We start from the raw sequence: 26,000 nt of genomic DNA on the forward strand, positions 1-26,000 counted from the left end.
GGAACCCGGGGCCGCTCAGGCGCAGCCCAGCTCGCCCAGCATTCCCTGGCGCAGCTGTGTGATGATCTTCTTGATCAGCCGGGAGACGTGCATCTGCGAGCAGCCGAGCCGTTCGCCGATCTCCGCCTGGGTGGCCTCCTCCACGAACCGCAGATGGATGATCTGCCGGTCGCGTTCACTGAGCCCGGCCACCAGCGGTGCGAGGCAGTGGAAGTCCTCGACGAGCCCGATCCCGGTCTCCTCGACCCCGATGAAGTCGGCGAGCACCGCCTCGCCGTCCTCGGCGCCGTCACCGGTGAGGGCGGCGTCCAGCGACGCGGAGTTGTAGCCGTTGGAGGCGATCTGGGCCTCGATCACCTGCTCCTCGGAGAGATTCATCAGCGTGGCGAGCTCGCCGACCGTCGGGTCCCGGTCCAGACGGCTGGACAGCTCCTCACGGGCCCGGGCCAGCTCCACCCGCAGCTCCTGCAGCCGCCGCGGGACGTGCACCGCCCAGGTGGTGTCACGGAAGAACCGCTTGATCTCACCGACGATGTAGGGCAGGGCGAAGGAGGTGAACTCCACCTCGCGCGCCAGCTCGAACCGGTCGATGGCCTTGATCAGACCGATCATCCCGGTCTGGACGATGTCCTCCATGTCGTCGCCGCGGTTGCGGAACCGGCCGGCCGCGAACCGCACCAGCGACATGTTCATCTCAATGAGAGTGTTGCGCGCGTACTGGTATGCGGGCGTGCCCTCCTCCAGCTCCGTCAGCCGCCGGAAGAAGTGACGGGACAGCTCCCGTGCGTCCCGTGGAGCGACCGACCGCGGGTTGGCCACCCCCGGCAGCGGCTCACCGTCCGTCCCGGTCTCCGGGGTCTCCCCGACCGCTGTCTCGGACCGGCTCACGGCGGTGTCCATTGCCTCTCCCAGTAAGGTCACGGTGCGGCCTCTGCCTTCTCGGCCTGTGTACGTCTGCCTGTGTACGTCCGGTCCCGGTGCTCCGCCACCGAAGGGCTCGTCGAACGACTGCGCGACCCCCGCGTTCCCTGCCCGCGGCGATGTATGCGCCCGGCCCCGGCTTTTCGCCGCTGCGCCCCTCTTGTCCCTCCGGTGGCCCTCCTGCGGGGCCGTACGGATTGCGGGTACCCGACGTCACCGGGAGGATGCCCTCCGTGTTCCGGGCCGCGTGGCGGCGACCGCTGCGGGCGGCGGACACGGCCGGTATGCGCCCGAACCGGTGATTCACCCAGAGCGGAATGCCGCTCTCTTCCGCCCGCGCGGATGATCCTTACGCTGAAGGGATGAGCAGCCGAGCACCCCGTCGAGCACCGGATCGAGTCCGTGTCGTCCCCGTGAATCCGCCGGCCGTACGCTCCGGAACGGCCCGCCCGCAGTCCCGCCGCCCGGCCGAGGCCCCCCGCGAACCGCTCTGGCGCGACCTCGTCGGCGATGTCCTGCGCCGGGAGAGACTCGCGCAGGAACGCACGCTCCAGGACGTCGCCGACGCGGCACGGATCTCGATGCCGTATCTGTCGGAGATCGAACGCGGCCGCAAGGAAGCCTCCTCGGAGGTCCTCGCGGCCGCGGCACGGGCGCTCGGCCTGGGGCTGGGCGACCTGCTGTCACGGGCGCGGGACGAGCTGGCGCGGGTCACCCGCCCCGCTCTGTCCGCCTCCCGCCACGACGGCCTGTGCCTGGCCGCCTGACGGCACACCGTCCCGGCCGGCGTCCCGTGTGCGCCTCAGACGGATGCGAGACGCCGGCTCAGCACCTTGTCGGCCAGCCCGTAGGCCACCGCCTCCTCGGCGGTGAACACCTTGTCGCGGTCCATGTCCGCGCGCAGGGTGGCGACATCGTGACCGGTGTGCCGGGACAGCACCTCCTCCACCTGGGAACGGATCCGGACCATTTCCTTGGCCTCCAGCGCCAGATCGGAGACCGTGCCCTGCCGGCCGCTGCTGGCCGGCTGCCCCAGCAGCACGCGCGCGTGCTGCAGCACGAACCGCCGTCCCGGATCCCCGCCCGCCAGCAGGACCGCCGCCGTGGAGGCCGCCTGCCCCACGCAGAACGTGGAGATCGGCGCCTGGACGAACGTCATCGTGTCGTAGATCGCCATCAGCGAGGTGAACGATCCGCCGGGCGAGTTGATGTACAGCGCGATCTCCTGCTCGGGGTTCTCCGACTCCAGGTGGAGAAGCTGGGCGATGACGACGTTGGCCACGCTGTCGTCGATCTCGGTGCCGAGAAAGACGATCCGCTCGTTCAGCAGCCGGCTGAACACGTCGTACGACCGCTCGCCCCGAGCGGTCCGCTCGATCACGTACGGAACCGTGTACGACCCCATGTCACCATCCCATCCGCCGGCGGGCGGCTGGGAGGATCTCGGCGAACGAGTCCACCACCCGGTCCACGATCCCGTACTCCAGGGCCTGCTGGGCCGTGAACCAGCGGTCCCGGTCGCTGTCCCGCGCGATCGTCTCCTCGCTCTGCCCGGTGTGCTCGGCGGTGATCCGCTCGATGCTCCGCTTGATGTACTCCAGGTTCTCCGCCTGGATCTCGATGTCGGCGGTGGTGCCGCCGATGCCCGCCGACGGCTGGTGCATCATGATCCGCGCGTTCGGCAGCGCGAACCGCTTGCCGCGGGCCCCCACCGTCAGCAGGAACTGGCCCATGCTGGCCGCGAACCCCATGGCCAGCGTCGCCACGTCATTGGGGATGAGCCGCATCGTGTCGTAGATGGCGAGGCCCGCGGTGACGGACCCGCCGGGGCTGTTGATGCACAGGACGATGTCGTTGCGCGGGTCCTCGGCCGACAGCAGGAGCAGCTGCGCGCACACGCGGTTGGCCGACGCGTCGTCGACCTGGGTGCCCAGGAACACGATCCGCTGCGCGAGCAGTCCGGCCGCGAGATGGTCGTCGAACCGGCTGGGAAAGGCGTCCCCCTCCATGGCACGCGGCAGGAACGGGGTGAGCGGGGACAGTGCGGTCGGTGGAGCCATCGGGTCTCCTCACGTTGACGGGATGCTGCCGAACCCCACTGTCGCCCCGGTGAGTTGCTCCCGGGTGGTTTCTCTGCCCGCAGCAGATTCGCCACGAGCAGAGCCGCCCCGCCGGCCCTCCCCGGACACCGGCCGCCTCCCCGGACACCGGCCGGGAGAACGCCCGTACGTCAGGCCGGCATACGTCAGCCGGAAGGAACGCCCGTACGTCCCGGCCGCCGCATCCCCGGACTTTTTCGCGGGCGCACCGATGAGTTCCGTCGTGCGGACGAGTCGGTATCCATGTCCGCATCACCCGTGCAGGAGGAACCCATGACCGCCCGAGGATTCACCACCTGTCTCTGGTTCGACGGCCAGGCCGAGGAGGCCGCCCGCTACTACGTCTCGGTCTTCCCGGACTCCCGCATCGGACGGGTCACCTGCTGCAACGAGGCCGGCCCGGGGGTCCCCGGTTCGGTGCTCACCGTCGACTTCGTGGCGAACGGCCAGAAGTTCGTCGCGCTCAACGGCGGCCCCGACTTCACGTTCAACGAGGCGGTCTCCTTCCAGATCCACTGCGCGGACCAGGAGGAGGTCGACCGCTACTGGGCCAGGCTCACCGAGGACGGCGGCGAGCCCGGCCCCTGCGGCTGGCTCAGGGACAAGTACGGCGTCTCCTGGCAGGTCGTCCCGGACAGGCTCCTCGAGATGCTCTCCGACCCCGACACGCAGAAGACGGTCCGTGTCACACGGGCGATGTACGCCATGAGCAAGTTCGACATCGCCGCGCTGGAGAAGGCGTACGCCGGCGAGTGACGGCGGGCCGCGGGGCCGGTCCACCCGTGCGGGGGAGTGGACCGGCCCCGCGGGCCCTCGGCTCAGGACAGGTCGTTCACCAGTACCGCCGCCCCGTCGAAGCGGCCGGCCTTCAGGTCCCGCAGGGCCCGCGGGGCCTCGGACAGCGGATAGGTGTGCGTGGTGGCGCGCACGCCGTGCCGGGCGGCCAGGGCGAGGAACTCCCGGCCGTCCTCCCGGGTGTTCGAGGTGACGCTGCGCAGCTCCTTCTCGTAGAACAGCTCGCTCTCGTAGTGCAGCGGCGGCGTGTCGCTCAGATGGATCCCGGCGACGGACAGGACACCGCCGCGGTCGAGGGCCCGCAGGGCCACCGGGACCAGGTCGCCCACCGGGGCGAACAGGATCGCGCTGTCCAGCGGCTCGGGCGGCGACGCGTACGCGTCCTGGGCCGAGGCGGCGCCCAGCTCCAGCGCGAGCCGCCGCGCAGCCTCCCCGCGGGTCATGACATGCACGGTGGCCCCCTGGGCGAGCGCCACCTGGGCGCACAGATGCGCGCTGCCCCCGAAGCCGTACAGGCCGAGCCGCCCGCCCGGCGGCAGCGAGGCCCGGCGCAGCGCCCGGTAGCCGATGATGCCCGCGCACAGCAGCGGGGCGAGCGCCACGTCGTCGACCCCGCCGGGCAGCCGGTAGGCGAAGTCGGCCGGAACGGTGGTGTACTCGGCGTAGCCGCCGTCGGCGTCCCAGCCGGTGTAGCGGGAGGCCGGGCAGAGGTTCTCCGCACCACGCACGCAGTAGGCGCAGGTGCCGTCGGTACGGCGCAGCCAGGCCACGCCCACCCGGTCTCCGGGCTCGAAGCCGCTCACCGCCCGCCCCCGGTCCGCCACCACGCCCACGACCTCGTGGCCCGGGGTGACGCCGGGCCGGTGCACCGGCAGGTCGCCCTCGGCGACGTGCAGGTCGGTGCGGCACACCCCGCACGCGCGCACCCGCACCAGCAGCTCGTCGTCCCCCGGCACGGGCACCGGCTTCTCCACCAGCCGCAGCGGTTCCTCCTCCACCGGCCGCGGCCCGGTCACCGCCCACGCCCGCATCGTGCTCTTCGCCATCTCGCACCCCGTCCTGCCGACGACCGCCCCCGACCGCCCCGGTGTGGAATCCGGTGCGGAACCCAGTGTGGAACAAACGGGCCCGTTCGGCGCGCGGCCGCTTTCGGAGGGACCCCTCCGCCGGAGCGTGGCATGATCGAGCCCATGCGTGAACGTGTGGTGGCCGCCTGCGACGGGGCGTCGAAAGGAAACCCGGGTCCGGCGGGCTGGGCATGGGTCGTCTCGGACGACACCGGGGCCCCGGTTTGCTGGGAGGCGGGAGCGCTCGGCAGGGCGACCAACAACGTCGCCGAACTCACGGCGCTGGAGCGGCTGCTGACGGCGACCGACCCGGATGTGCCGCTCGAGGTGCGGATGGACTCGCAGTACGCGATGAAGGCCGTGACCACCTGGCTGCCCGCCTGGAAACGCAACGGCTGGCGGACGGCCGCCGGCAAGCCGGTCGCCAACCAGGAGCTGGTGGTGCGGATCGACGCACTCCTCCAGGGCCGCTCGGTCGACTTCCGCTACGTCCCCGCCCACCAGGTCGACGGGGACCCGCTCAACGACTTCGCCGACCGTGCCGCCAGCCAGGCGGCCTCCGCGCAGCAGGCGGCGGGCAGCGCCCTCGGCTCGCCCGAGCCGCCGCCCTCGCCCGTCGCCCCGGCCTCCCCGCGCCGCCGCGCCGGCACCAGGACGGCCCGGCAGCGCGGCGGAGCGTCGTCCCGCACGATCAAGGCGAAGTTCCCCGGCCGCTGCGTGTGCGGCCGTTCCTACGCGGCCGGTGAGCCCATCGCCAGAAACGACCAGGGCTGGGGGCACCCGGAGTGCCGTACGGCCGCCACCGGGCAGCCGGCGGGGCGGGTGGCAGACTGACGCCATGGAGGAACGCGCATTCCGCAGGTCGCACCAGCACGCGTCGGTGGTCGGGCTCGGCACCTGGCAGCTGGGCGCCGACTGGGGCGACGTGGACGACAAGGAAGCCCTCGCCGTCCTGGAGGCGGCCGCCGAGTCGGGGGTGACCTTCTTCGACACCGCCGACGTCTACGGCGACGGGCGCAGCGAGTCGATCATCGGGGACTTCCTCAGGTCCCGGCCGGACCTGCACGTGCTGGTCGCCACCAAGATGGGCCGCCGCGTCGAGCAGATCCCGCAGAACTACGTCCTGGACAACTTCCGCGCCTGGAACGACCGTTCCCGGCGCAACCTCGGCGTCGACCGCATCGACCTGGTGCAGCTGCACTGCCCGCCGACGCCCGTGTACTCCAGCGACGAGGTGTTCGACGCCCTCGACACCCTGGTCGAGGAGGGGCGGATCGCCGCCTACGGCGTGAGCGTGGAGACCTGTGCCGAGGCGCTGACGGCGATCGCCCGGCCGAACGTGGCCAGTGTGCAGATCATCCTCAACCCGTTCCGCATGAAGCCGCTGCGCGAGGTGCTGCCCGCCGCGCGGGAGGCGGGCGTCGGCATCATCGCCCGGGTCCCGCTGGCCTCCGGGCTGCTGTCCGGCAGGTACACCAAGGACACGGTCTTCCCGGCCAACGACCACCGCACCTTCAACCGGCACGGCGAGGCCTTCGACCAGGGCGAGACCTTCTCCGGCGTCGACTACCTCACGGGCGTGGAGGCCGCCGCCGAGTTCGCCGCGCTCGCTCCCGAGGGCTTCACCCCGGCCCAGCTCGCGCTGCGCTGGATCATCCAGCAGCCCGGTGTCACCACCGTCATCCCGGGGGCCCGCTCACCGGAGCAGGCCCGCGCGAACGCCGCCGCCGCGCAGCTGCCGCCCCTGGGCGAGGAGACCCTCGCGGCGATCCGGGACCTGTACGAGCGCCGGATCAAGGACCAGGTGGAGCCCCGCTGGTAGACACCGGCATCCCTAGGCGAAGGCCTCGCGCAGCGCGGGCAGCAGTGTCCTCGCCGACCAGTCGAGGAACGGCTCCTGCGACGCGCCGCCGATCTGCACCAGCGCGATCTCCGTGAACCCGGCCTCGGCGTAGGGACGTACGGCCTCCACGAAGACCTCCGGGTCGTCGCCGCACGGAATCGCGTCGGCCACGTCGTCGGGGGTGACGAACTGCGTGGCCCCCTCGAACGCGTCCGGGTGAGGCAGTTCGGAGTTCACCTTCCAGCCGCTGCCGAACCAGCGGAACTGCGCGTGGGCCCGCTCCACCGCCGCCTCGCGGTCGGGGTCGTGGCAGACCGGAAGCTGGCCCACGCGCGGCTTGCCCTCGCCGCCGTGCCGGTCGAAGGCCTCCAGCAGCCCCGCCTTGGGCTCGGTGGCGATCACCAGATCGGCGAGGCGGCCGGCGAGGGCACAGGACTGCTCGCCGGAGACGGCGATGCCGATGGGCGGCGGCTGGTCCGGCAGGTCCCACAGCCGGGCCGACTCCACGGTGAAGTGTGTGCCGTGCCGGGTGACATGACCGCCCCGGAACAGCTCCCGGATGATCTCGACGGCCTCCTCCAGCCGTTCGTGGCGCACGTCGACGGACGGCCAGCCGCCGCCCACGACATGCTCGTTGAGGTTCTCGCCGGAGCCCAGGCCCAGCCGGAACCTGCCCTGCGACAGCAGGTGCAGCGTCGCCGCCTTCTGCGCCACGACCGCCGGGTGGTAGCGGAAGGTCGGGCAGGTCACGTACGTCATCAGCGGAATGCGCGAGGTCGCCTGGGCGGCGGCCCCGAGGACGCTCCAGACGTACGGCGCGTGCCCCTGCGAGCGCAGCCAGGGGAAGTAGTGGTCGGAGGCCACCGAGAAGTCGAAGCCGGCCCCCTCGGCCCGCACCACATGGCCGACCAGCTCCCGGGGCCCGGCCTGCTCGGTCAGCATCGTGTATCCGAACCGCACCATGGGCGCCGAGTCCCCGGGGACGGTGCCCCGGAAACGGGGATCAGGCCGGGGCCGGCCGGAAGGTCCGGAGGAAGACCTTCAGCGCCTGCCTGTTCACCGGCGAGGTGAAGTCGTCGGCGGGGGTCGTCCAGCGCAGCGAGAAGCTGCGTCCGCCGCCGAGGAGGAAGCCGCGGCCGAAGGTGCGCACCCGCTCGTCCCCGGTGCCGGACAGCCACTCCATGTCGGCCGCCTTGCGTCCCTGGTACGTCGTCGCGCGGATGGCGCCGATCCGCCGGTACGCCGTCTGCCGCTCCTCCAGCGCGGGCTCGACCTCGTCCCGCCAGATCACGACCGGGTCCGGGCCTGCCTGGGTGCTGTAGGTGACGGCGAGGGTGCGTGCGTCCCCGTCCGCGCCGAAGACCACCCGGTACGCCTGGTGGGGGGCGCGGGTGGTGCTCACCCGGCGCCATCCCTCGGGCAGCGCGAGGGAGAAGCCCTCCGGCGCGCTGAAGGGGCGGAAGCCGGCCGGCAGGCCGGTCGCCGTGGCCGACGGGGAGGCGCCGGCCGGCGGCGGGGTGCTCCGCCCGGTCCGGCCTTTGGAGCCGGTGGCGGAGAAGGACGGCTCGGCGGTGCCGGGGGCGGCGACGGAGCCCGGACCGCCGGTGCCGGGCAGCAGGAGGGCGGCGGCCAGTGCGGCGGCCGTGACGGTGGCGACAGCCAGCGCGGTGCCCAGGACCATGGTCCGTCTGCTCCGGGCCCGGACCGCCGCGCCCATTCCGCGCAGGCGGGGCCGGGGAGCCGCGGGCGCGACTGTGCCGGGGTCCTCGTCCACGACCCGGGTGAGTGCCTCCCGCACCGCCGGGCGGGTCAGGCGGTCCCGGTAGTTCTTGCGCAGCAGGCCCTCCACGACCCGCTCGAGCGGCCCGGTCCGCAGGGGCGGGCGCATCGGCAGCCGGACCACGTCCTGCAGCGTGACCTTGGGCCGGCCCCGGTCGCGGAACGGCGTGTGCCCCTCGGTCATCGTGTAGAGCAGTGCGCCGAGCGCCCACAGGTCGGCCGCCGGTCCGATCCGCTCGTCGCGGGCCTGCTCCGGGGAGGCGTACGACGGTGCGGTGAGCCGGGGCACGAGGGTCGCGCCCACCAGGCCGAAGCCGGTCACCACGACCTCGTCCCCGTCCCGTACGAAGACCTGGCCGGGGCCGAGTTCGCCGTGCGTGATGCCCTCGGCGTGCGCGGCCTCCAGCACATCGAGCAGGTCCAGTCCGATGCGGGCCGCCCGTACAGGGGTGAACGCCCCTTCCCGCGCGAGGAGTTCGCCCAGGGGGACGCCGTCGACCCACTCGGCGACCGTCCACAGCGTCCCCGCCTCCACCACGGCGTCGACCACCGTGGCGACCCGGCCCGGCCGCAGCAGCCCCATGGTCTCGGACATCCGCAGGACGCGGGCGGTGATGCGCCGGGCGTCGTCCTGGCCGGTGCCCTCCGGGAGCCCGGTCTGCGTCAGCAGACGGGGGCACTCCGTCTCGCTGTCCTCGCCGTACCAGCAGATGTGGTTCGTCTCGCGGTGGAGGACCTCGAGGAGCCGGTACCGTCCGGCGACCGACCCGTGTGCGGACACATGCCCCTGGACCATGGCCATCCTTCGCTGAGCTGAGAACACCGGCTCTCGCCTTTCGCCTTTTCCGAGGGATACGACGGAGAGCACCGGGTGCGTTCAAAAGGATCGTGGTCCGGAGGCCGTTTCCGCGGCCGTTTCCGCCGCTGTTCGGCGGGCTGCCGGGTGCGTGCGCGACGCAATCCGTCCGGATGCCGCGCCCGGTGCCGTCCGGGGCGCCGGACGCGGCCGGAGGTGCGCCGAGGTGCTGCTCGGGCGGGGGACGGACGGGACCGCATACGGGGCGGGAAATTCTGTTCCTCTTGTCACGAGGGGCGCCCGCGCTTTTCCGCGGAGTGATCCTCCGGGCGAATGCGCGGGCGCCGACCTGCGGTAACCGCCGGTAAATTCATACGGCGGCCGTATGCGGTCCGCCGATGCTTTTCGAGCGGGTCCGGTGTGCGCCGTTTCAGCGCGGTGCGCATTCAGCGCAGCCCGAACCGGTCCGCCCAGGACATGATGTCGGCGGGCGTCGCATTGCCTCCGCACACCACCAGCCCGAGCCGGACGTCCGGGCCGACCCGCTCCCGTACGCGCCGTGCGGCCGGCAGCAGACAGCCCGCGGCGGGTTCGGCCCACACCTTGGCGTGCTCGGCGAGGTCGAGGCAGCCGCGCACGGCCTCGCGGTCGGGCACCACGAGCACCTCTTCGACCAGGGCGGAGACATGGTCGTACGTCAGCCGGGACACGGCCGGCGCGCTGAGCGTGGTCACGATCGAGGACAGGGCCACGGGCACCGGACCGCCGGCCGCCAGCGCCTCGGACATGGCCTGGGCGCCCTCGGTCTCCACGCCCCAGACCCGCACACCGGGCCGCAGTGCGCGCAGGGCCGCGGCGACGCCCGCGATCAGTCCGCCGCCTCCGATGCTGACGAGCACGTCGGTGAGGTCACCGGCGTCCTGGGCCAGCTCCAGGCCGACGGTGCCCTGCCCGGCGATCACCACGGGGTCGTCGAAGGGGTGGACCAGGGTGAGGCCCTCGTCCCGCAGCCTTTCCGCCGTGGCGAACGCCTCGTCCATGCCGTCGGTCAGCCGTACCGTGGCCCCGCTCTCCTCCGCGATCGCGACGGACCGCGCGGGCGCGGAGCGCGGCATGACCACGGTGGCCTTCACCTGGAGGGCGGCGGCCATCACCGCGAGTGCGATTCCGTGGTTCCCGCCGCTGACCGCGACCACTCCCGCGTCCCGCTCCGCCTCGCTGAGCGACAGCAGCTTCGCCGTCGCTCCCCGCGCCTTGAAGGACCCGGTCCGCTGCAGCAACTCCAGCTTCGCGGTCACGGGGACACCGAGCAGCGCCGACAGGCCGGGACTCGGCACGGTGGGCGTCCGCACGATGTGCGCGCCGATCCGCTCGCCCGCGGCTTCGATCTCCGAGATGCCGATCAAGACAGTTCACCCTTCCGGCGCGTCGCACGACGCTCCGCGCCGCGTAGACCCTCACCCGGCGGAGCGGCACGGGTCAACACGTTTCCCGTCCGTTCCGGTCGCGTCCCGTCCGTTTCCGTCCCCGCCCGTTTCCGTCCCCGTCCGGTTCCGTTCCGTCCGGTCCCGGCGGCGCGGTCCGGGACGCCGGGGACGGCGCCGGTGTGCGGCCGGGCACGCGCGACCCGTGTCCGGTCCTTCCGGGAACAGGGTCACCGGGTGCGCTCGAGGAGGAAGGCCGGCAGGGCGTGCAGTGCGGCCGCGGCCGTCGCCCGCAGGGGGACCTCGGACAGGGCCGCCCCGGCGGCGTCGAGGTGGCGGTGGGCCTCGGCCAGGGCCGCGGTGCGGCCGCCCGCCGCCTCGATCAGGGCCGCGGTCTCGGCGGGGTCCGCGTCCGACGCCAGGCGTGCGGCCAGACGCCGGGCCGCCGGGCCCGTGGTGTCCAGGGCGGCCAGGACCGGGAACGTCTTCTTGCGCTCCCGCAGGTCCGCGTGGACGGGCTTGCCCGTCACGGCGGGATCGCCCCACAGCCCCAGGATGTCGTCCACGATCTGGAAGGCGACCCCGAGATGCCGTCCGGCCCGGTCCAGCGCGTCGGCCGTCGCCGGGGGCGCCCCGCCGAGGAGGGCGCCGAGCGCGGCGGCGCAGCCCAGCAACGCGCCCGTCTTCCGCTCCGCCATCACCCGGTACGCCTCCGGCCGCACCCGCTCGGGCCCCGTCCAGGGCCGTGCGGCGAACAGCAGGTCGTCGGCCTGCCCGTGCAGCAGGTCGGACAGGGCCGCGGACAGCCGGCGCAGCGTCCCCGCGCCGCCGGGAGCGGCGGCGAGCGTCTCGACGGCCAGCGCGAACAGGGCGTCACCGGCCAGGACGGCCGGACCGGTGCCGTACGCCTTCCACACCGCTGGCCTGCCGCGCCGCATCCCGTCGCCGTCCATGATGTCGTCGTGCAGCAGGGAGAAGGTGTGCACCAGCTCCACGGCGACCGCCGCGGCCGCCCCGTCCCGCCCGTCGGCCCCGGCCGCCTCCGCCCCGAGCACCGCCAGCGCCTGCCGCAGGCCCTTTCCGCCCGACGCGGCCACCGGAGCCCCGCCGACCTCGCACCAGCCGAACGCGTACCCGGCCATCTCCCCGACCCACGGGTGCAGCCGTCCGACCGCCTCCGTGAGCGCGGGCCGCACCAGCTCCCGGCAGCGCTCCAGTACGTCGGGCACACTCACCGCAGCCGGCCCCGCCGAGGACACCGCCGTCATCGCACGGCCTCCTGGACCACCGGGGCCTGAGGGGTCTGGGTGAGGCCGAACTCCTCCTGCGCCCGGCGCACCATCTCCTCCGCGTGCCGCAGGCCGATACGGGCCGTCGTGCGGGCCAGATCGGCCAGTTCGGCCGCCGTCTCCGCGCGGTCGCGGCCCAGACGGGCCAGGGACTTGGCCAGACCCAGACGGGACAGCGCCTCGCCGCGCGGTTCGGCGATGGCGCGGAACTCCGCCAGAGCCCGCTGGTACCACTCGCGCGCCTCGTCGTAACGCCCCGCGCGGTAGAGGACGTTGCCGCGCATCTTGTGGTTGTACGCCAGCGCGGAGGCCAGGTTCATCGCACGGCAGGTCTCCTCCGCCTCGCCGAGCAGCGCGAGCGCCCGCTCGGTGTCGCCGTCGCGGACGGACACCACGTCGGCGAGTCCCCGCAGCGCCCAGGCGTGGCCGCGCCGGTCGTCGGCACGCGCGGCTATCCCGGCCGCCTCCTCGAACATCGCGTACGCGGTGTCGTACGACCCGGTGTTGCGGTGCATCTGCGCGATGCCCTCCAGTGCCCACACCGTGTGCCGTGCCTCGCCGCGCCGCCGCGCCTCGGCGAGCAGCTGCTCGTGCAGCCGGCCGACGGCCTCGTAGTCGCCCTGGATACGGCCGGTCTCCGCGAGCCCGGCCAGCGAGTAGCCGCGTACGACGACGTCCCCGCCGCGCTCGCCGAGTTCCGCCGCGAGGGAGAGCAGCCGCCAGGCCAGGGCGAACGCCCCGCGCTGCCGGGCCAGCGTGCCGCCGCTCCACAGGGCCCAGGCCATCGCGGCCGTGTCCCCGGCCTCCCGGGCTGCCCGGTAGCTGGCCTTCCAGGCCAGGTCCGCCTCCCGGACCCGGCCGAGCCGCCGGTACGCCTCCGCGACCGCCAGCCCGGAGCGGGCCGCCTCAGCCGGCCTCCCGGCCCGCTCGGCGGCTGCCAGCTGCTCCTTGCCGGCGGCCAGGACCTCGGTCAGCGAGGAGTTCACGGACAGGGAGGTGAGGGCGCCCTGATACTCCGGGGCGAATGCCTTGCCGTACATGTGCGCCTTTCTATACACCATGTGTATACATGGCGTGTATAACGAATCGGGGACCATCCCCGGCCACCACAGGGACCGGGGCGGTCGGCTGTCACCGATCAAGACGTGAGCACCCACGGCGGGGGTTGCCTGTGCGACGCGGATCACCTTTCGAGAGCTCAACTTCCTTAATTTTGCTGAGGGTTGTGCGTCTTTGCCTCGCTCGGCCGGATGACGACGCACCCCTCGCCCCGTCCGCGCACCGCCATCGGCGACAGCCCCTCCCCGGTGAGCGCACGCTTGAGCATGCCGCCCACGTCCTGGCCCTTGCGTTCGAACCGCAGATCGCCGCGGAAGGCCGCCGTCGAGCCCTGACGGGCGGACATCTCGCCGTCCACCGTGTACTTGAGGCACGTGGCGTTCTCGACCGGCATGCCCGGCGCGGTCGAGGAACGCACCATGTGCTCACCGGAGAAAAGATCACCCTTCATGCGGGCATCCTGGCCCGAAGGCGCCGCTTGCACCGGAATCACCGGGCCGGTTCGGCGTCCTCGGCCCGGTCCGGGAGCCCAGCCGCACCGGACGCCTTGGCCTGCTTGCCGCAGAACGCCGGCTCCAGCGTGCGCAGCATGGTCCGGTGGACCTCGCCGTTGTTGGAGGCGTTGGCGAGCGCGGTGAGGCTGCGCCTGCCGTCCGCGCTGGTGAACGCGTAGGTGTAGTAGCCCTGCACGGCGCCTGTGTGCCCGTACACCGACACCCCGCACGACAGGTCGCGGCGGCGCAGCCCGAGCCCGTACGCCTGGCCGGTGCCCGCCGGGATCCACTGCCGCATCTGCGTCAGCTGGGCGGCGGGCAGCAGCCGTCCGCCCAGCAGCGCCGAGAGGAAGGTGTTCAGATCGCGGGCGCTGGAGATGAGCGCGCCCGCGCTCTGCGCCCAGGACGCCGTCTGCTCGGTGGCGTCCACCAGCGAGGCCCCCGCCTCGTCCGGGGTGAGGTAACCGCGCACATGCCGGCCGGGGATCCTGGTGTCGGGGTGGACGTAGAAGGTGTCGTTCAGCTTCAGCGGCCGGATGATCCGGTCCTCGTACTCGGCCCGCACCGGACGGCCCGTCAGATGCTCGATGAGCAGGCCGACCACCACGAAGTTGGTGTTGGAGTAGGTGTGGCCGGCACCGGGCACCTGGGTGAGCGGGTGCCGCAGCGACAGGTCGAGCAGCTGCCGGTAGGTGAACACCCTGGTGCGGACGGCCTCGAAACCGGGCACCGTCCGGGCGAACATGTCGTGGGTGTAGTCGTACAGCCCGCTGCTGTGGTTGAGCAGGTGCCGTACCGTGATCCGGCCGTCCGGCAGCAGCCCCGGCAGATAGTGGTCGACCGGGTTGTCGAGCCGCACCCGGCCCTCGGCCGCCAGCTGCAGCAGCACGACCGCGGAGAAGGTCTTGGTGACGCTGCCGATGCGGAACCGGCCCGTGGTGTTCATCGCCTCCTTCGTCCCGCGGTCGGCGACCCCCGCCATGGCCTGGTGGACCGTGGTGTGGTCGTCGGGGCGGCGGTCGTCGATCCGCGCCATCGCGCCCGGCGCGCCCTGGGTGAGCGCCGTGCGCAGCCGGCCGCCGAGCGCCGTCAGGTCCGGCGCGGGAAGGACGGCGGCGGAGGCCCCGGCGTCCGGCCCGCCGTCCACCGCGTGTGCCGGTCCCGCGAGCAGGGCCAGCGCCAGCGAACCGAGCACCGCGCTCCGGCACCCCACCCGTGAGGCCATGTGTTCCCTCTCCCGTCTCCGTCCGCGCGGTGATCCCTGGGCGGGACCGACCGTGTTCGGGCGGGGCAAGCATCTCCCGTGGCGTCAGATCTCCTGCGGCGACACACAGTCGGCCGCTCGCCGATCACCACTGAGGGGGAGGGGAGGAGGGACACCCTGGACATGGATGTCATGCATATGACAATCCAGACGGGTCCGGGGCGCGGTCGGCGCCGTCGCCGCCGGCACTCCGGCTCGAGGGCGGGCGGGACGGCTCAGCGCAGCATGGTCGCCCAGTTCGCGGGGACCCGGCCCGCCGGGCCGGGCGCCGGCTGGTCCACCGGGTGGCTCACCGGCGGCGCGAGCTCGGGACCGGTCACGTACAACTCGTTCGTGTCGTAGTTCCAGAACCAGCTCTCACCGGGCTCGTAACTGCGGATCACCGGATGACCGGTGGCCCGGTGGTGGGCGGTGGCGTGCTTGCCGAGGGAGTCGTCGCAGCAGCCGATGTGGCCGCACTGGGCGCACCGCCGCAGATGGAACCACCAGCCGCCGGCGGCGTCGCACTCGACGCAGCCGGTGCCGCTGGGCGGGACGCGGGGGTCGATTCCGGTGTCACTGGTCATGTCCTCTCCCGGGAGGTCGTACGGTCCTCGGACGCGAGCGGCGGGCCGTCGGGCGCGGCGGGGGCGAGAGCGGCGTCGTCGGGGCCGGCGGCGGTCAGGGGCAGCAGCACCCGGAAGCGGGTGTCGCCCGGCACCGACTCCACCTCGAGGCTGCCGTGGTGCTTGTTGACGACGATCCGCCGGGAGATGTCCAGCCCGAGACCGGTGCCCCGGCCGACCGGCTTGGTGGTGAAGAACGGCTCGAAGATGCGGTCGCGGATCTCCGGGGGAACGCCGGGGCCGGTGTCGCGGAACTCGACCAGGAGCCGGTCGTCGTGGAGCGCGGTGCGCACGGTCAGGGTGCCGTCACCGCCCGCTTCCTCCATCGCGCCGACCGCGTTGTCGATCAGGTTGGTCCACACCTGGTTCAGCTCGGCCGGATAGGCGGGGATGCGCGGCAGCGTACGGTCGTACTCCTTGACGACCCTGATCCGCGGCCCGGTCTTGCCCGACAGCATCAGCAGGGTGCTGTCGAGGAGTTCGTGGACGTCGGCGACCTGGTAGGGGGCGCGGTCCAGCTGGGAGTACTGCTTGGCGGCGTCCACCAGACGGGACACGCGCGTGGTGGAGTCCGCGATCTCGTCCATGAGCAGCTCGGTCTCCACCGTGTAGGTGAGCCAGCCCACGGCCCCCGGCAGGATGTCCTCCCCGACGACCGCCGTGACCTGCTCCAGCCAGTCCACGTCGAGCCCGGCCTGCACAAAGGTCGGTGCGAGCTGCCAGCCCTGCTCGACGCCGTGGTCCTCGAGCCAGTCGGTGAGGACGTCCTCGCGGTCGGCCGCCTCCAGCGGGGTGAGCACCGGGGCCTTGGCGACCCGCTCGGCGGTGCGCTGCTGGATGTCGACGAGGCTTGCCAACTGGTCGCGGGAGAAGGGGCCTTCGGCGATGAGGGCGAGCTTGCGCCGCATCTTGGCCACTCGTTCCCGCAGCGTCGCGGTGGCCCGGACGGCCGCCGCCGCGGGGTTGTTGAGCTCATGGGTGAGCCCGGCGGACAGCGAGCCCAGCGCCAGCAGCCGCTCGCGCTGCCCGACGGTCGCCTGGGCGTTCCTCGACCCGAAGAACAGCCCCTCCAGCAGGTGCACCGCCATGGGGAACCACTCGTGCATGACGTCCGCGAAGGTCCCGGCGGACAGCACGAAGAACCGTGTCGGCTCGGTGACGCGCATCGAGTTGTTGTAGACCTGGGGCATCCGGTCCCCGAGGTACGCCTGCATGGCGCCCGCGTACACGCCGGGCTGCGAGGACCGCACGACCTCCACGTCGTCGCCGCCGACCCGGCGGGAGAGCACCACCGTGCCCTGGAGCAGCACATAGAAACAGCTGGCTGGCTCACCCTCGGCGTAGACGGGGCCGGGGTCGAACCGCTCCACCCTCCCCTCGCGGCACAGCCGCTCCAGCTGTGCGTCCGACAGCTTCTCGAACAGGAACAGCGAGCCGATCTCCTCGGTGCTGCACGGCATCGGCCGGCCGCTCACGACTGCTCCAGGTACCGGTGGACGAGCATCACGGCCATGGCTCCCTCTCCTACGGCGGACGCGACCCGCTTGGCGGACTCCGCCCGCGCGTCGCCCGCGACGAACACGCCGGGCACATTGGTCTCCAGGTGGTACGGCGGCCGGTCCAGCTCCCAGCCGGCGGGCGGCCGTCCGTCGGGCGTGAGATCGGGCCCGGCCAGGATGAATCCGCGCTCGTCCCGCAGCACCGTGCCGTCCAGCCAGTCGGTCAGCGGGGCGGCGCCGATGAACACGAACACCCACTGGGTGTCGACGAGTTCGCTCCGCCCGCTCGCCGTGTCGCGCAGGGTCAGCCGCTCCAGGTGGTCGGAGCCGTGCACGGCCTCCACCACGGTCCGGGTGCGCACCGCGATGTTGGACGCCTCCTCGACCTGCTGGATCAGGTAGGACGACATCGACGCCGCCAGCGACGGGCCGCGCACCAGCAGGGTCACCGACTTGGCGCCCCGGGCCAGGTACATCGCCGCCTGCCCCGCCGAGTTGGCGCCGCCCACGATGTAGATGTCCTGCCCCTGGCAGGAGGGCGCCTCGGTGAGCGCCGAGCCGTAGAACACCCCGCGGCCGGTCAGATCCCGCGCGCCGGCCGCGGGCAGCTGCCGGTAGGACACGCCGGTCGCCAGGATCACGCTGTGCGCGGCGACCGCCGAGCCGTCCGAGAACCGTACGATCCGTGCCGCGCCGCTCACGTCCAGTCCCGTCACCTCGCGCGCGGTGAGGATCTCGGCACCGAACTTCGCCGCCTGCCGGCGGGCCCGGCCGGTCAGCTGGTCGCCGGAGACACCGTCCGGGAAGCCCAGGTAGTTCTCGATCCGGGAGCTCTGCCCGGCCTGCCCGCCGGTCGCCGAGCGCTCCACGAGCACCGTCCGCAGCCCCTCCGAGGCCCCGTACACGGCCGCGCCGAGCCCGGCCGGGCCGCCGCCGACCACCACGAGGTCGTAGAAGCCGGCCGCCGGGGTCGTCGCCAGCCCCACATGGGCCGCGAGCTCGGACGCCTCCGGCTCCAGCAGGGGCGTGCCGTCCGGGGTGATCACCAGCGGCAGCCGCTGCCCGTCCTGCCCGGCGGCGGCCAGCAGCCGCCTGCCCTCGGGCTCGTCGCAGGAGTACCAGCGGTAGGGCACCTGGTTGCGGGCCAGGAACTCCCGTGTCCAGGACGACCGCGCGGACCAGCGGTGCCCGACCACCTTCGTGCTGGGCACCGGCCGGTGGTCGCTGCACCGCCAGGCCTGCAGCAGATCGTCCAGGACCGGGTAGAGCTTCTCCTCGGGCGGGTCCCAGGGCTTGAGGAGGTAGTGGTCCAGATCGACGACGTTGATCGCGTCGATTGCCGCGTTGGTGTCCGCGTACGCGGTCAGCAGCACCCGCCGCGCGTCCGGGTACACGTCCAGGGCCTGCTCGAGGAACTCGATGCCGTTCATCCGCGGCATGCGGTAGTCGGCCAGGATGACGGCGACCAGGTCACCGCGCAGCTTCAGCTCGCGCAGCGCGTCCAGCGCGGACTCGCCGGACTCCGCGCGCACGATCCGGTACGAGGCGCCGTAGCGCCGCCTGAGATCCCGGGCGACGGCACGGGAGACCCCGGGGTCGTCGTCCACGGTCATGATGACGGTCCGCGTCGGCTCCGCGGCTTGGGTCATGTGCTGCCACCCCGCGTGGTGGTCGGATCGACGGCCCGGCGCGCCTGCGCCGTCACCGTGCCGGCTTTCGCCCATCGTACGGGGGTTCGTCCCGTTGTGCCCGGACGTGCGAGGGCCGGCTGCCCGCCCGGCCGCCTTTGTGATCACCCGGTGGGGGAGACTGGACCGAGAACGGCTCACCGCACAGGAGGCAGAGGGAATGACGCGGCCGATCACGGCAGGGGTGGACGGGTCGGAGGAGAGCCTCGCCGCGCTGGCATGGGCGGCACGGGAGGCCGAGCGCCGCGGGCTGCCGCTGCGCCTGGTGCGCGCCTGGCACCTCGAGGCGCGCGACGCGTTCGACGTGGGCGACCGGGAGACCCGGCGGCAGGAGGTGCGCGACGGCCTCGCCGAGGCCGCCCGGACGGTCACCGAACGCCACCCGGGCCTGACGGTGACCACCGACGTCGTGGAGGACGGCGCCGTGGACGCGCTGCTCGCCGCCGCGGCGGAGTCGGAGATGCTGGTGCTCGGCTCACGCGGCCGCGGCGCCCTGGTCGGGTTCCTGCTCGGCTCCGTCGGACAGCAGGTGATCACCCGGGCCGTACGGCCCGTCGTCCTGGTGCGCGCCGAGGACGATCCCTCCTCCGGGTCCTTTGAGCAGGGAGGGGCCTCGGCCGAGGCCGCGGGCCGGGAGATCGTCGTCGGCCAGCACGGCGGCCCGGAGGACAGCGCCGGCGCCCTGCGGTTCGCGTTCGAGGCCGCCGCCGCCCGCGGCGCTACCGTCCGCGCGGTACGGGCCTGGACGCTGCCACCGGTGTTCGCCTACAGCCCCGGCTCGCTCAAGCTGCTCGACGAGGCCGGCGGGCTGGAGCCGTACGAGCGCAAGGCACTGGCCGCGGCGCTCCAGCCGTGGCGGGAGCGTTTCCCGGACGTCCCGGTCGTCGAGCACGTGGAGATGGGCAGCGCCGGCGAGGTGCTGCTGACGGCGTCTAACCGGCCCCAGCTGATGGTCGTGGGCCGGCGCGCCCACCGTACGGCGGTGGGCGCGCGGATCGGCTCCGTCGCGTACGCGATGCTGCACCACGCCGGCTGCCCGGTGGCCGTCGTCCCGCACACCTGAGCCACCACGGCGCCACGGGCCGCCCGGTGCTTGTGCACGGCCATGGCCGGCTTTTGCAACGTGCCATGCACCGCGTCCGGTTGAGGAGTGGGGCATGTGCTGTGGGTGGGGCGTCATGCCGGTCGTGAGCGTCCGTGCGCCCCTGTGGGCCCTCTCCCGGTCGTCGTGGGGTTGGGCACGGTCGGCGTATGGGGCGTATCGGGGAGCTGGAGTGCGCGGGCCGTGGAGACGGACGCTGCCCGCACGGCCGGTCGGGTGTGCCCGGGCCGGGGGTCTCGGTGTACCGGTGCGTGGATTGCCGGGAGTACTGGGAGCTGGACGAGATGATCCCGGAGCGTCGGTCGGGGGAGGATGACGGGCTGACCCTGCCGTTGGGGGATCCGGGCGAGGCCGGCCATGGGACCGCGGCGTAGAGCGCGCCCGCACCGGGCCCGCGGACACGGCGGGGTCCGGCCGTACGGACCGGGCGCCGAGGGGAGGACCGGCCGCGTCGGAGACCTGCCGTCGGGTGACTTTGCCGGGCCGGCATCCAGGTGGCGCGGTCGATCGGGTGGAGGAGCCGTCGCGGGCGCCTCGGACGGCGATCGGCCCTGAAGCGGTGTGCGCCTTCGGGCGGCGGTCTACTCGGTGGTCGGCTGTTCGCGGAGTGCCTTGCGGACCTGTTCCCCGCTCAGGCCGATCTCGCGGGTGATGGTGTCGCGGTCGATGCCGCGGGCGTGGGCGGCGCGCATGGCGGCGTTGCGGCGGGCGACATGGGCCCTGCGGCGGTCCTGGCCGGCGACCGTGCGCTGAAGGATGCGCGCCCACCAGAGAAGGACGCGGCCGGTCCAGAGGGAGTACGGCTTGGGTGCGGGTGCGGGCGGTGCGGCCAACTGATCCCCCTCGTGCGGTGCTGGTCGTGGTTCGAAGGTGGCGGGCAGCACCCGGGGGCGGCAAGAACGCGAACCGGCCGCGGCCCGTGAGGCCCTCGAGGCGGTGGAGGCGGGGAGTGCCACAAAGGGCGCCGGTGGGACCAGGGGTCCCAGGTGGGCACGGCCGGAAACGACGACGCCCCCGGAGCGGGCCCGGGGGCGCTGTCGGCGCGTGCGGGAGCCGGTGGGCGGCCGGCTGCTGAAAGGTGCGCCCCCGGGGCGGCGCCGGTCCGCGGGGCCGGGGCAGGAGCCCCGGAGGAGAGCCGCGGAGGAATCAAGAGGATCTTCTGCGTGCCCTCCGGCTCGCGTGTTCCCGGGCTCGCTGCGCGGCCTGCCGCACCGGGCCGTGGTGCGCGGGGCCGTGCCCGGGCAGCATGACGTCCGCGTCCAGCTGCTCGAGCACGGCCAGGGAGGCCAGCGCCTGGGCGCGTTCGTGGTGGAACATGTCGGGCAGCAGCTGCGGGCCCCGGATGCGCGAGGTGGGGTGGCCGCTGACCAGGGCGTCGCCGGAGATCACCACGCCGGTGTCCGGGAGATGGAAGACGGTGTGGCCCCGTGTGTGGCCGGGGGTGTGCACGGGCACGGGCCGCCCGGGCAGGTCCAGCGGGCCCGCCGCCGGGAACGGCTGGGGCGCGGCGACCGGGATGTGCGCGGTACCGCCGACGCGGAGCGCGTGCACCGCCCAGGGCAGCACGCCCGGCCGCCAGCCGTTGCGCAGCACCCGCCCGACGCTGACCTGGTGCAGGAACTCCCGCCGGGCGTGCGGCACTTCGGCCTCGTGCAGATACACCGGGGTGCCGTGGACGGCGCGCAGGTACTCGGCCGAGCCGAGGTGGTCGTTGTGTGCGTGGGTGATCAGTACGGCTGCCACGGCCTCGGGCGAACTGCCCACCGCGGCCAGGGAGCCGAGCAGCTGGTGCCGGTCGCCCGGGTAGCCGGTGTCGATCAGTGTGGCCGCGTCCCCCTCGGTCAGGATCACCCAGTTGGTGTTGCTGCCGTGCACCAGGTAGGTGCCGTCGGCGATGTGCTGGACGTTCACGCGCATCAGTCTTCTCCCTCCCCGCGTACGACGGCGGGGATCCGCAGGTGTGCTCCCACTGTGGCCTCCGACGGGGGCGACGTGTGCGTTGCCGGGCCCGGGGCCGCGTCGCTTGTGAGTGACTTCACTGGGGTGAGGCTGGATTGCTGGTTAATGCAAGTTTTAACCTCTTTGGAAGCATGTGATCCTCACAGCCGGTTTCCGCGGTGCGGCGGACGGTTGCGCAGCAGCAGCCGGTCAAGCGGTGACCCGACGGGCAGCCGCCGTCCGGACAGCCATTTCGAGGCGCATGAGGAAGACGCGGTGCTCTCCGGCGCCGCGTCGTCGAAGGGCAACTCGAGCCGGAAGGTGGACAAGTGAGCGAAGACGCTGTGTGGGTCCGAGGCGTGACCGGCATCCAACTGCACCACGTCACCGACCTTCAGGACGCCCGGCGGTTTCTGGGCAATGCCGTCATGGCGCTGAACGCTGCCCATGTGCGCACGGGCGACGCCCGGTTCTCCGGTCTCGCGGACCGGCTCAAGGACGTCGTCGCGGCAACGCGTGATCTGGAGGGCGAGGCCCAGGAGCGCATACAGCGGCTGCACGCGGAGGACCCCGAGCGGTTCGTTCGCTGCCGGGAGGGCGAGGAGCCCTGGCCGGACGAGCTCCAGGCGGGCTTCGTGCCCCGTCACACCTGCCAGGACAAGTGCCTCTACCACGACCAGGGCGTGCTGGACGGCATCCTGCAGTGCACCTGCGGCCGGCCCCCGTGCCGTGCGTGCGCGATCGCCGGCGCGCCCTGACGTCCGCGGCGGGCACGGCACCCGTGCAGAAGCCGTGCACCGATGGTGTCCGTTCCTTTCCGGAATGCGGTCGTGATGTTTTCGGCCGGGGTATTCGGCGGGCGTGACGGCGAGTGAATTCGCGGTCGCCGTGCCAGGGCGGTGCCGGTGCCGGGAAGCCCTGTTTTGCGCGGTGCGGGGCGGAACCGTTTTGCGCGGTGCGGGGCGGCGCCCGGGGCGCCCCTTCAACTCGCCTTGACAGGGCGCTCCCCGCGGGGTTGCCTGGAATCAGGCGTGGAGTTCCCGACTCCCATCGGCTTGTTTCAGCCGCGCATCCGCGCGGGCCGAAGACGCGCCGGGGCGGAGATGTCCTATGGCTACGTACGAGTATTCGTGCAGTCGCTGCGGAGCGTTCGATGTGAAGCTGCCGATCGGCACGGCGCCGGCACAGACGAGCTGCCCGCAGTGCTCGGCAACGGCACGGCGCATGTACTCCTCCTTGACGCTCATGTCCACGTCGCCTGTCCTCGCGGCCCTGCGTGAGCAGGAGGAGAAGTCCCGGGAAGCGCCCGAGGTGGTCACCCGGGTACCTCCCAGGACGGCCGCGCCCGAGGCAGTCCATCCGGCGATCGCCCGGCTTCCCCGTCCCTGAGGGACGGGAGCCGCGCTGCCGGCGAGCAGACGAATCCCTCCGGGGAGGTGTGTCCCCTTGGCCAATGTCGGGCTTCTCTTCGTGGGCGCGGTGCTGTTCCTCAACGGGCTGATGCTGCTGGGAAAGGTCGACGCCCGTTCGGCCGCCATATTCAACCTTTTCGTGGGTGCGCTCCAAGTGGTGACACCCACCTATCTCATCATCAGCGCGAACCAGAATCCCAGGCTCATCCTGCTGGCTTCGGGCCTGTTCCTCTTCGGTTTCACCTACTTGTATGTCGGAATCGGACTGCTCATGGGGCTGGATACGACAGGAGTGGGTTATTACTCGCTGTTCGTGTCCATCGTCGCCCTGGGGTATTCGTACGCCAGCTTCCGGCTGATCGGTGACCAGCCGTTCGGAGTGATCTGGCTCTACTGGTCGTTCCTGTGGTTCCTCTTCTTCCTCCTGCTGGGGCTGAAGCGCGAGTCGCTGACGACCTACACCGGCTGGGTGACGGCGATCGAGGGCTGGGTGACCGGTGTCATTCCGGCGTTCCTGCTGCTGAGCGGTTACTGGGTCCCGGAGAACGCCCAGGCGACGGCGATCGCCCTGGGCGCGTTCGCCGTGCTGGCCTTCGGGGGACTGTGGTTCACGTTCCGGCCGAAGGGGCCCCGGAGGCGCACGGAGGAGTACGACGCGGGCTACGCGGCCGGTCACACCGGCTGACGGCCCGCCGGTCGCCGGCTCCCGTCCGGCCAGTGACCATCCGGCCTCTTCGCCCCCGGAACGCGGTCTGGGAGGTGGTTGCCGAGACGACAGAGGCGTCATGAGAAGCATCCGGGTCGAGGACGCCGCGTCCCGCCGACCGCAGCACACGAGGAGCTGACATGCCCAAAACCGTATTCAGCATCGATCAGTCCCGGCCGATGCGCGACCAGGACGTGCCGGGACACAACAGGTGGCATCCTGACGTTCCCGTTGCCGCCATGGTCCGCCCGGGGGACGAGTTCCGCGTCGAATGCCGCGACTGGACCGACGCGCAAATCGGCAACAACGACTCCGCGAACGACATCCGCGACGTCGACCTGATGCGCTGCCACATGCTCAGCGGACCGATAGGCGTCGAGGGCGCCGAGCCGGGCGACCTGCTCGTCGTGGACATTCTCGACCTGGGACCGGTGCCCCAGCAGACAGGGGACGCACCGGGGCAGGGCTGGGGATACACCGGTGTCTTCGCCAAGGCCAACGGAGGAGGTTTCCTGACGGACTACTTCCCGGACGCCTACAAGGCGATATGGGACTTCCACGGGCAGGTGGCGACCTCCCGGCACCTTCCCGGTGTCCGCTTCACCGGCATCACGCACCCCGGCCTCTTCGGCACCGCCCCGTCCCAGGAGATGCTGGAGCGGTGGAACAGGCGTGAGCAGGCACTGGTCGACACCGATCCCGACCGGGTCCCGCCCCTGGGGCTCGTACCCAGCCCCGAGCAGGCCCTCGCGGGCAAGGCGACCGGCTCGGACGCCGAGCGCATCGCCCGGGAAGGCGCGCGCACCGTTCCCGCACGGGAGAACGGAGGCAACCACGACATCAAGAACTTCACCCGCGGAGCACGTGTCTTCTACCCCGTCTACGTCAAGGACGCCAAGCTGTCGGGCGGCGACCTGCACTTCAGCCAGGGAGACGGGGAGATCACCTTCTGCGGCGCCATCGAGATGGGCGGCTACATCGACTTCCACGTCGACCTGATCAAGGGAGGCATGGAGAAGTACGCCATCACCACCAACCCCGTCTTCATGCCGGGCAACGTCGAGCCGCGGTACTCGGAGTTCATCTCCTTCATCGGGATCTCCGTGGACCACGACACCGAGACCAACTACTACCTGGACGCGACGGTCGCCTACCGCCGCGCCTGCCTCAACGCCGTCGAGTACCTGAAGAGGTTCGGCTACACCGGGGAGCAGGCCTACCTGCTGCTCGGCGCGGCACCCATCGAGGGACGCATCAGCGGGATCGTCGACATCCCCAACGCCTGCTGCTCCCTGTACCTGCCGACCGGAATCTTCGACTTCGACGTCCGTCCCACCGCGGAGGGGCCGAAGGCCGTGGACCGCGGGCAGTGCGCGGTGACCTCCTGACGAACCTGTCGCCGAGCCGCCGCCCGCCGGAGACCACCCGGCGGGCGGCGGCTCGACGACAGGCTCCTTGCACGACAGCGACGACAGCGACGACAGCCCCGCAAAGCCACGACCGCCGCTGTCGCCGGCCTTTCGATGCACCGGTGCATCGGATACATTCGCGTATCGAACGGAGGTCCGGCATGGCGGTCGAGGGCGCACAGCCGCGTGTCACCAGCCGTCGGCTGCGCACGCGGGCCAGGCTGCTCGACGCCGCGTTCGCGGTCTTCGCCGCCAAGGGGTTCGGCCGGGTGTCGATCGAGGAGGTCTGCGAGGCGGCCGGCTACAGCAGAGGCGCCTTCTACTCCAACTTCACCACCCTGGACGAACTGTTCTTCGCCCTGTACCGGCAGCGGGCCGAGCTGATCGCCGACCAGGTGGCCGGGGCGCTCGCCCCGGACGGCCCCGGCCTCGACGTGCCCGCCGCCGTCGACCGGGTCACCGAGGTGCTGCTGCTCGACCTGGACTGGCTCCTGGTCAAGACGGACTTCCTGGTGTACGCCGCCCGCCGCCCGGACGTGGCGCAGACCCTGCTGGAACACCGGGCACGGCTGCGCGGCGCCATCGCCGGCCGGCTCGCCCGCGCCTGCGACCGCACCGCCCCGCCCGCCGTCCTCGGCGACCCCGACAGCGCCGCCCGCGCGGTCGTCGCCGCCTACGACGGAGTCACCACCCAACTGCTGCTGGACAAGGACGTCGAGGGCGCCCGTGCCTGGCTGAGGCAGTTGCTCACCGCGCTGCTCACCGACGGCGGCGGCACCACCGCACCGTGATCACGAGGAAACCGAGAGGG

The 26,000-nt window shown here is 72.5% G+C and carries 26 protein-coding genes and 1 pseudogene; 10 read left to right on the forward strand and 17 right to left on the reverse strand.

The genetic code is table 11. The features are described from left to right. Nucleotides 1-15: 15 nt before the first annotated feature. On the reverse strand, nucleotides 16-900 hold the full coding sequence (locus ABD224_RS18105) for an RNA polymerase sigma factor SigF (protein ID WP_344051036.1): 885 nt from the start codon (nucleotides 898-900) through the stop codon (nucleotides 16-18). Between the two features lie 383 nt (nucleotides 901-1,283). On the opposite strand from ABD224_RS18105, the gene ABD224_RS18110 reads away from it, so the two are divergent. After that, entirely contained in the window at nucleotides 1,284-1,688 is a 405-nt protein-coding gene (locus ABD224_RS18110) for a helix-turn-helix domain-containing protein (RefSeq protein WP_344051038.1), read from the forward strand. 35 nt (nucleotides 1,689-1,723) lie between these two features. On the opposite strand, the gene ABD224_RS18115 is transcribed toward ABD224_RS18110, so the two are convergent. Both ABD224_RS18115 and ABD224_RS18120 read right to left on the reverse strand, forming a co-directional pair. Next, nucleotides 1,724-2,326, reverse strand: a complete 603-nt coding sequence (locus tag ABD224_RS18115) for a ClpP family protease (RefSeq protein ID WP_344051040.1) — start codon at nucleotides 2,324-2,326, stop codon at nucleotides 1,724-1,726. Between the two features lies 1 nt (nucleotide 2,327). Beyond that, the gene (locus ABD224_RS18120; RefSeq protein WP_344051043.1) at nucleotides 2,328-2,981 is read right to left on the reverse strand and encodes a ClpP family protease; all 654 of its coding nucleotides are present in this window, start codon (nucleotides 2,979-2,981) and stop codon (nucleotides 2,328-2,330) included. 312 nt (nucleotides 2,982-3,293) lie between these two features. On the opposite strand from ABD224_RS18120, the gene ABD224_RS18125 reads away from it, so the two are divergent. Further along, the gene (locus ABD224_RS18125) at nucleotides 3,294-3,776 is read left to right on the forward strand and encodes a VOC family protein (protein ID WP_344051045.1); all 483 of its coding nucleotides are present in this window, start codon (nucleotides 3,294-3,296) and stop codon (nucleotides 3,774-3,776) included. Between the two features lie 62 nt (nucleotides 3,777-3,838). On the opposite strand, the gene ABD224_RS18130 is transcribed toward ABD224_RS18125, so the two are convergent. Beyond that, on the reverse strand, nucleotides 3,839-4,846 hold the full coding sequence (locus ABD224_RS18130; RefSeq protein ID WP_344051130.1) for a zinc-binding alcohol dehydrogenase family protein: 1,008 nt from the start codon (nucleotides 4,844-4,846) through the stop codon (nucleotides 3,839-3,841). Between the two features lie 147 nt (nucleotides 4,847-4,993). Here ABD224_RS18130 and ABD224_RS18135 point away from each other — a divergent pair, with 147 nt between their 5' ends. After that, on the forward strand, nucleotides 4,994-5,716 hold the full coding sequence (locus tag ABD224_RS18135) for a ribonuclease H family protein (protein ID WP_344051047.1): 723 nt from the start codon (nucleotides 4,994-4,996) through the stop codon (nucleotides 5,714-5,716). 4 nt (nucleotides 5,717-5,720) lie between these two features. Continuing rightward, the gene (locus tag ABD224_RS18140) at nucleotides 5,721-6,704 is read left to right on the forward strand and encodes an aldo/keto reductase (protein ID WP_344051049.1); all 984 of its coding nucleotides are present in this window, start codon (nucleotides 5,721-5,723) and stop codon (nucleotides 6,702-6,704) included. Nucleotides 6,705-6,716: 12 nt separating this feature from the next. On the opposite strand, the gene ABD224_RS18145 is transcribed toward ABD224_RS18140, so the two are convergent. The 10 genes and pseudogenes from ABD224_RS18145 to ABD224_RS18190 all read right to left on the reverse strand — a co-directional run bounded on the left by ABD224_RS18145 (nucleotide 6,717) and on the right by ABD224_RS18190 (nucleotide 18,583). Continuing rightward, entirely contained in the window at nucleotides 6,717-7,688 is a 972-nt protein-coding gene (locus ABD224_RS18145) for an LLM class F420-dependent oxidoreductase (RefSeq protein ID WP_344051051.1), read from the reverse strand. Between the two features lie 40 nt (nucleotides 7,689-7,728). After that, nucleotides 7,729-9,306 (reverse strand): serine/threonine protein kinase, encoded by a 1,578-nt coding sequence (locus tag ABD224_RS18150; protein WP_344051132.1) that lies wholly within the window; start codon nucleotides 9,304-9,306, stop codon nucleotides 7,729-7,731. A 440-nt stretch (nucleotides 9,307-9,746) separates the two neighbouring features. Continuing rightward, a complete protein-coding gene (locus tag ABD224_RS18155; RefSeq protein WP_344051053.1) occupies nucleotides 9,747-10,706 on the reverse strand; it encodes a threonine/serine dehydratase family protein in 960 nt (319 codons plus the stop codon). A 248-nt stretch (nucleotides 10,707-10,954) separates the two neighbouring features. Beyond that, entirely contained in the window at nucleotides 10,955-11,992 is a 1,038-nt protein-coding gene (locus tag ABD224_RS18160) for a polyprenyl synthetase family protein (RefSeq protein WP_344051056.1), read from the reverse strand. Then, entirely contained in the window at nucleotides 11,989-13,053 is a 1,065-nt protein-coding gene (locus ABD224_RS18165; RefSeq protein ID WP_344051058.1) for a tetratricopeptide repeat protein, read from the reverse strand. The genes ABD224_RS18160 and ABD224_RS18165 overlap by 4 nt, the downstream gene beginning before the upstream one ends. 224 nt (nucleotides 13,054-13,277) lie before the next feature. Then, nucleotides 13,278-13,523 (reverse strand): annotated as a pseudogene (locus ABD224_RS18170) (AIM24 family protein); the annotation flags it as partial. A gap of 38 nt (nucleotides 13,524-13,561) precedes the next feature. After that, entirely contained in the window at nucleotides 13,562-14,791 is a 1,230-nt protein-coding gene (locus ABD224_RS18175) for a serine hydrolase domain-containing protein (RefSeq protein ID WP_344051060.1), read from the reverse strand. 254 nt (nucleotides 14,792-15,045) lie between these two features. Further along, a complete protein-coding gene (locus ABD224_RS18180; protein ID WP_344051062.1) occupies nucleotides 15,046-15,396 on the reverse strand; it encodes a UBP-type zinc finger domain-containing protein in 351 nt (116 codons plus the stop codon). Then, complete coding sequence (locus tag ABD224_RS18185) at nucleotides 15,393-16,910, reverse strand: ATP-binding protein (RefSeq protein WP_344051064.1); 1,518 nt, start codon at nucleotides 16,908-16,910, stop codon at nucleotides 15,393-15,395. Before ABD224_RS18185 ends, ABD224_RS18180 begins: the two co-directional genes overlap by 4 nt. Continuing rightward, on the reverse strand, nucleotides 16,907-18,583 hold the full coding sequence (locus ABD224_RS18190; protein WP_344051066.1) for an NAD(P)/FAD-dependent oxidoreductase: 1,677 nt from the start codon (nucleotides 18,581-18,583) through the stop codon (nucleotides 16,907-16,909). Before ABD224_RS18190 ends, ABD224_RS18185 begins: the two co-directional genes overlap by 4 nt. Before the next feature lie 199 nt (nucleotides 18,584-18,782). Here ABD224_RS18190 and ABD224_RS18195 point away from each other — a divergent pair, with 199 nt between their 5' ends. Beyond that, nucleotides 18,783-19,685, forward strand: coding sequence for a universal stress protein (locus tag ABD224_RS18195; protein WP_344051068.1), 903 nt, complete (start codon nucleotides 18,783-18,785; stop codon nucleotides 19,683-19,685). A 620-nt stretch (nucleotides 19,686-20,305) separates the two neighbouring features. On the opposite strand, the gene ABD224_RS18200 is transcribed toward ABD224_RS18195, so the two are convergent. Continuing rightward, nucleotides 20,306-20,557, reverse strand: coding sequence for a hypothetical protein (locus ABD224_RS18200; protein ID WP_344051071.1), 252 nt, complete (start codon nucleotides 20,555-20,557; stop codon nucleotides 20,306-20,308). Nucleotides 20,558-20,870: 313 nt separating this feature from the next. Further along, nucleotides 20,871-21,641 carry an MBL fold metallo-hydrolase gene (locus ABD224_RS18205; protein WP_344051073.1) on the reverse strand — a complete coding sequence of 257 codons (771 nt, stop codon included), beginning with the start codon at nucleotides 21,639-21,641 and terminating at the stop codon, nucleotides 20,871-20,873. Nucleotides 21,642-21,991: 350 nt separating this feature from the next. Between ABD224_RS18205 and ABD224_RS18210 the strand changes: the two genes are divergently transcribed. Continuing rightward, nucleotides 21,992-22,420: a hypothetical protein gene (locus ABD224_RS18210; RefSeq protein ID WP_344051075.1), complete on the forward strand. Its 429-nt coding sequence runs from the start codon at nucleotides 21,992-21,994 to the stop codon at nucleotides 22,418-22,420. Between the two features lie 267 nt (nucleotides 22,421-22,687). Here ABD224_RS18210 and ABD224_RS18215 read toward each other — a convergent pair whose 3' ends face one another. Then, nucleotides 22,688-22,909 (reverse strand): hypothetical protein, encoded by a 222-nt coding sequence (locus ABD224_RS18215; RefSeq protein WP_344051078.1) that lies wholly within the window; start codon nucleotides 22,907-22,909, stop codon nucleotides 22,688-22,690. Between ABD224_RS18215 and ABD224_RS29470 the strand changes: the two genes are divergently transcribed. The 4 genes from ABD224_RS29470 (at nucleotide 22,818) to ABD224_RS18235 (ending at nucleotide 25,980) form a co-directional block, all read left to right on the forward strand. After that, complete coding sequence (locus tag ABD224_RS29470; protein WP_425580999.1) at nucleotides 22,818-23,051, forward strand: hypothetical protein; 234 nt, start codon at nucleotides 22,818-22,820, stop codon at nucleotides 23,049-23,051. The two genes, ABD224_RS18215 and ABD224_RS29470, sit on opposite strands and share 92 nt — an antisense overlap. Nucleotides 23,052-23,108: 57 nt before the next feature. Next, nucleotides 23,109-23,759 (forward strand): AmiS/UreI family transporter, encoded by a 651-nt coding sequence (locus ABD224_RS18225; protein WP_344051083.1) that lies wholly within the window; start codon nucleotides 23,109-23,111, stop codon nucleotides 23,757-23,759. Between the two features lie 161 nt (nucleotides 23,760-23,920). Further along, entirely contained in the window at nucleotides 23,921-25,168 is a 1,248-nt protein-coding gene (fmdA, locus tag ABD224_RS18230) for a formamidase (protein ID WP_344051085.1), read from the forward strand. A gap of 182 nt (nucleotides 25,169-25,350) precedes the next feature. After that, entirely contained in the window at nucleotides 25,351-25,980 is a 630-nt protein-coding gene (locus ABD224_RS18235) for a TetR/AcrR family transcriptional regulator (protein WP_344051087.1), read from the forward strand. The last annotated feature ends 20 nt before the right edge of the window (nucleotides 25,981-26,000 follow it).

The sequence above is a fragment of the Streptomyces thermoalcalitolerans genome, from assembly GCF_039525155.1.
GTDB classification, from domain to species: domain Bacteria; phylum Actinomycetota; class Actinomycetes; order Streptomycetales; family Streptomycetaceae; genus Streptomyces; species Streptomyces thermovulgaris.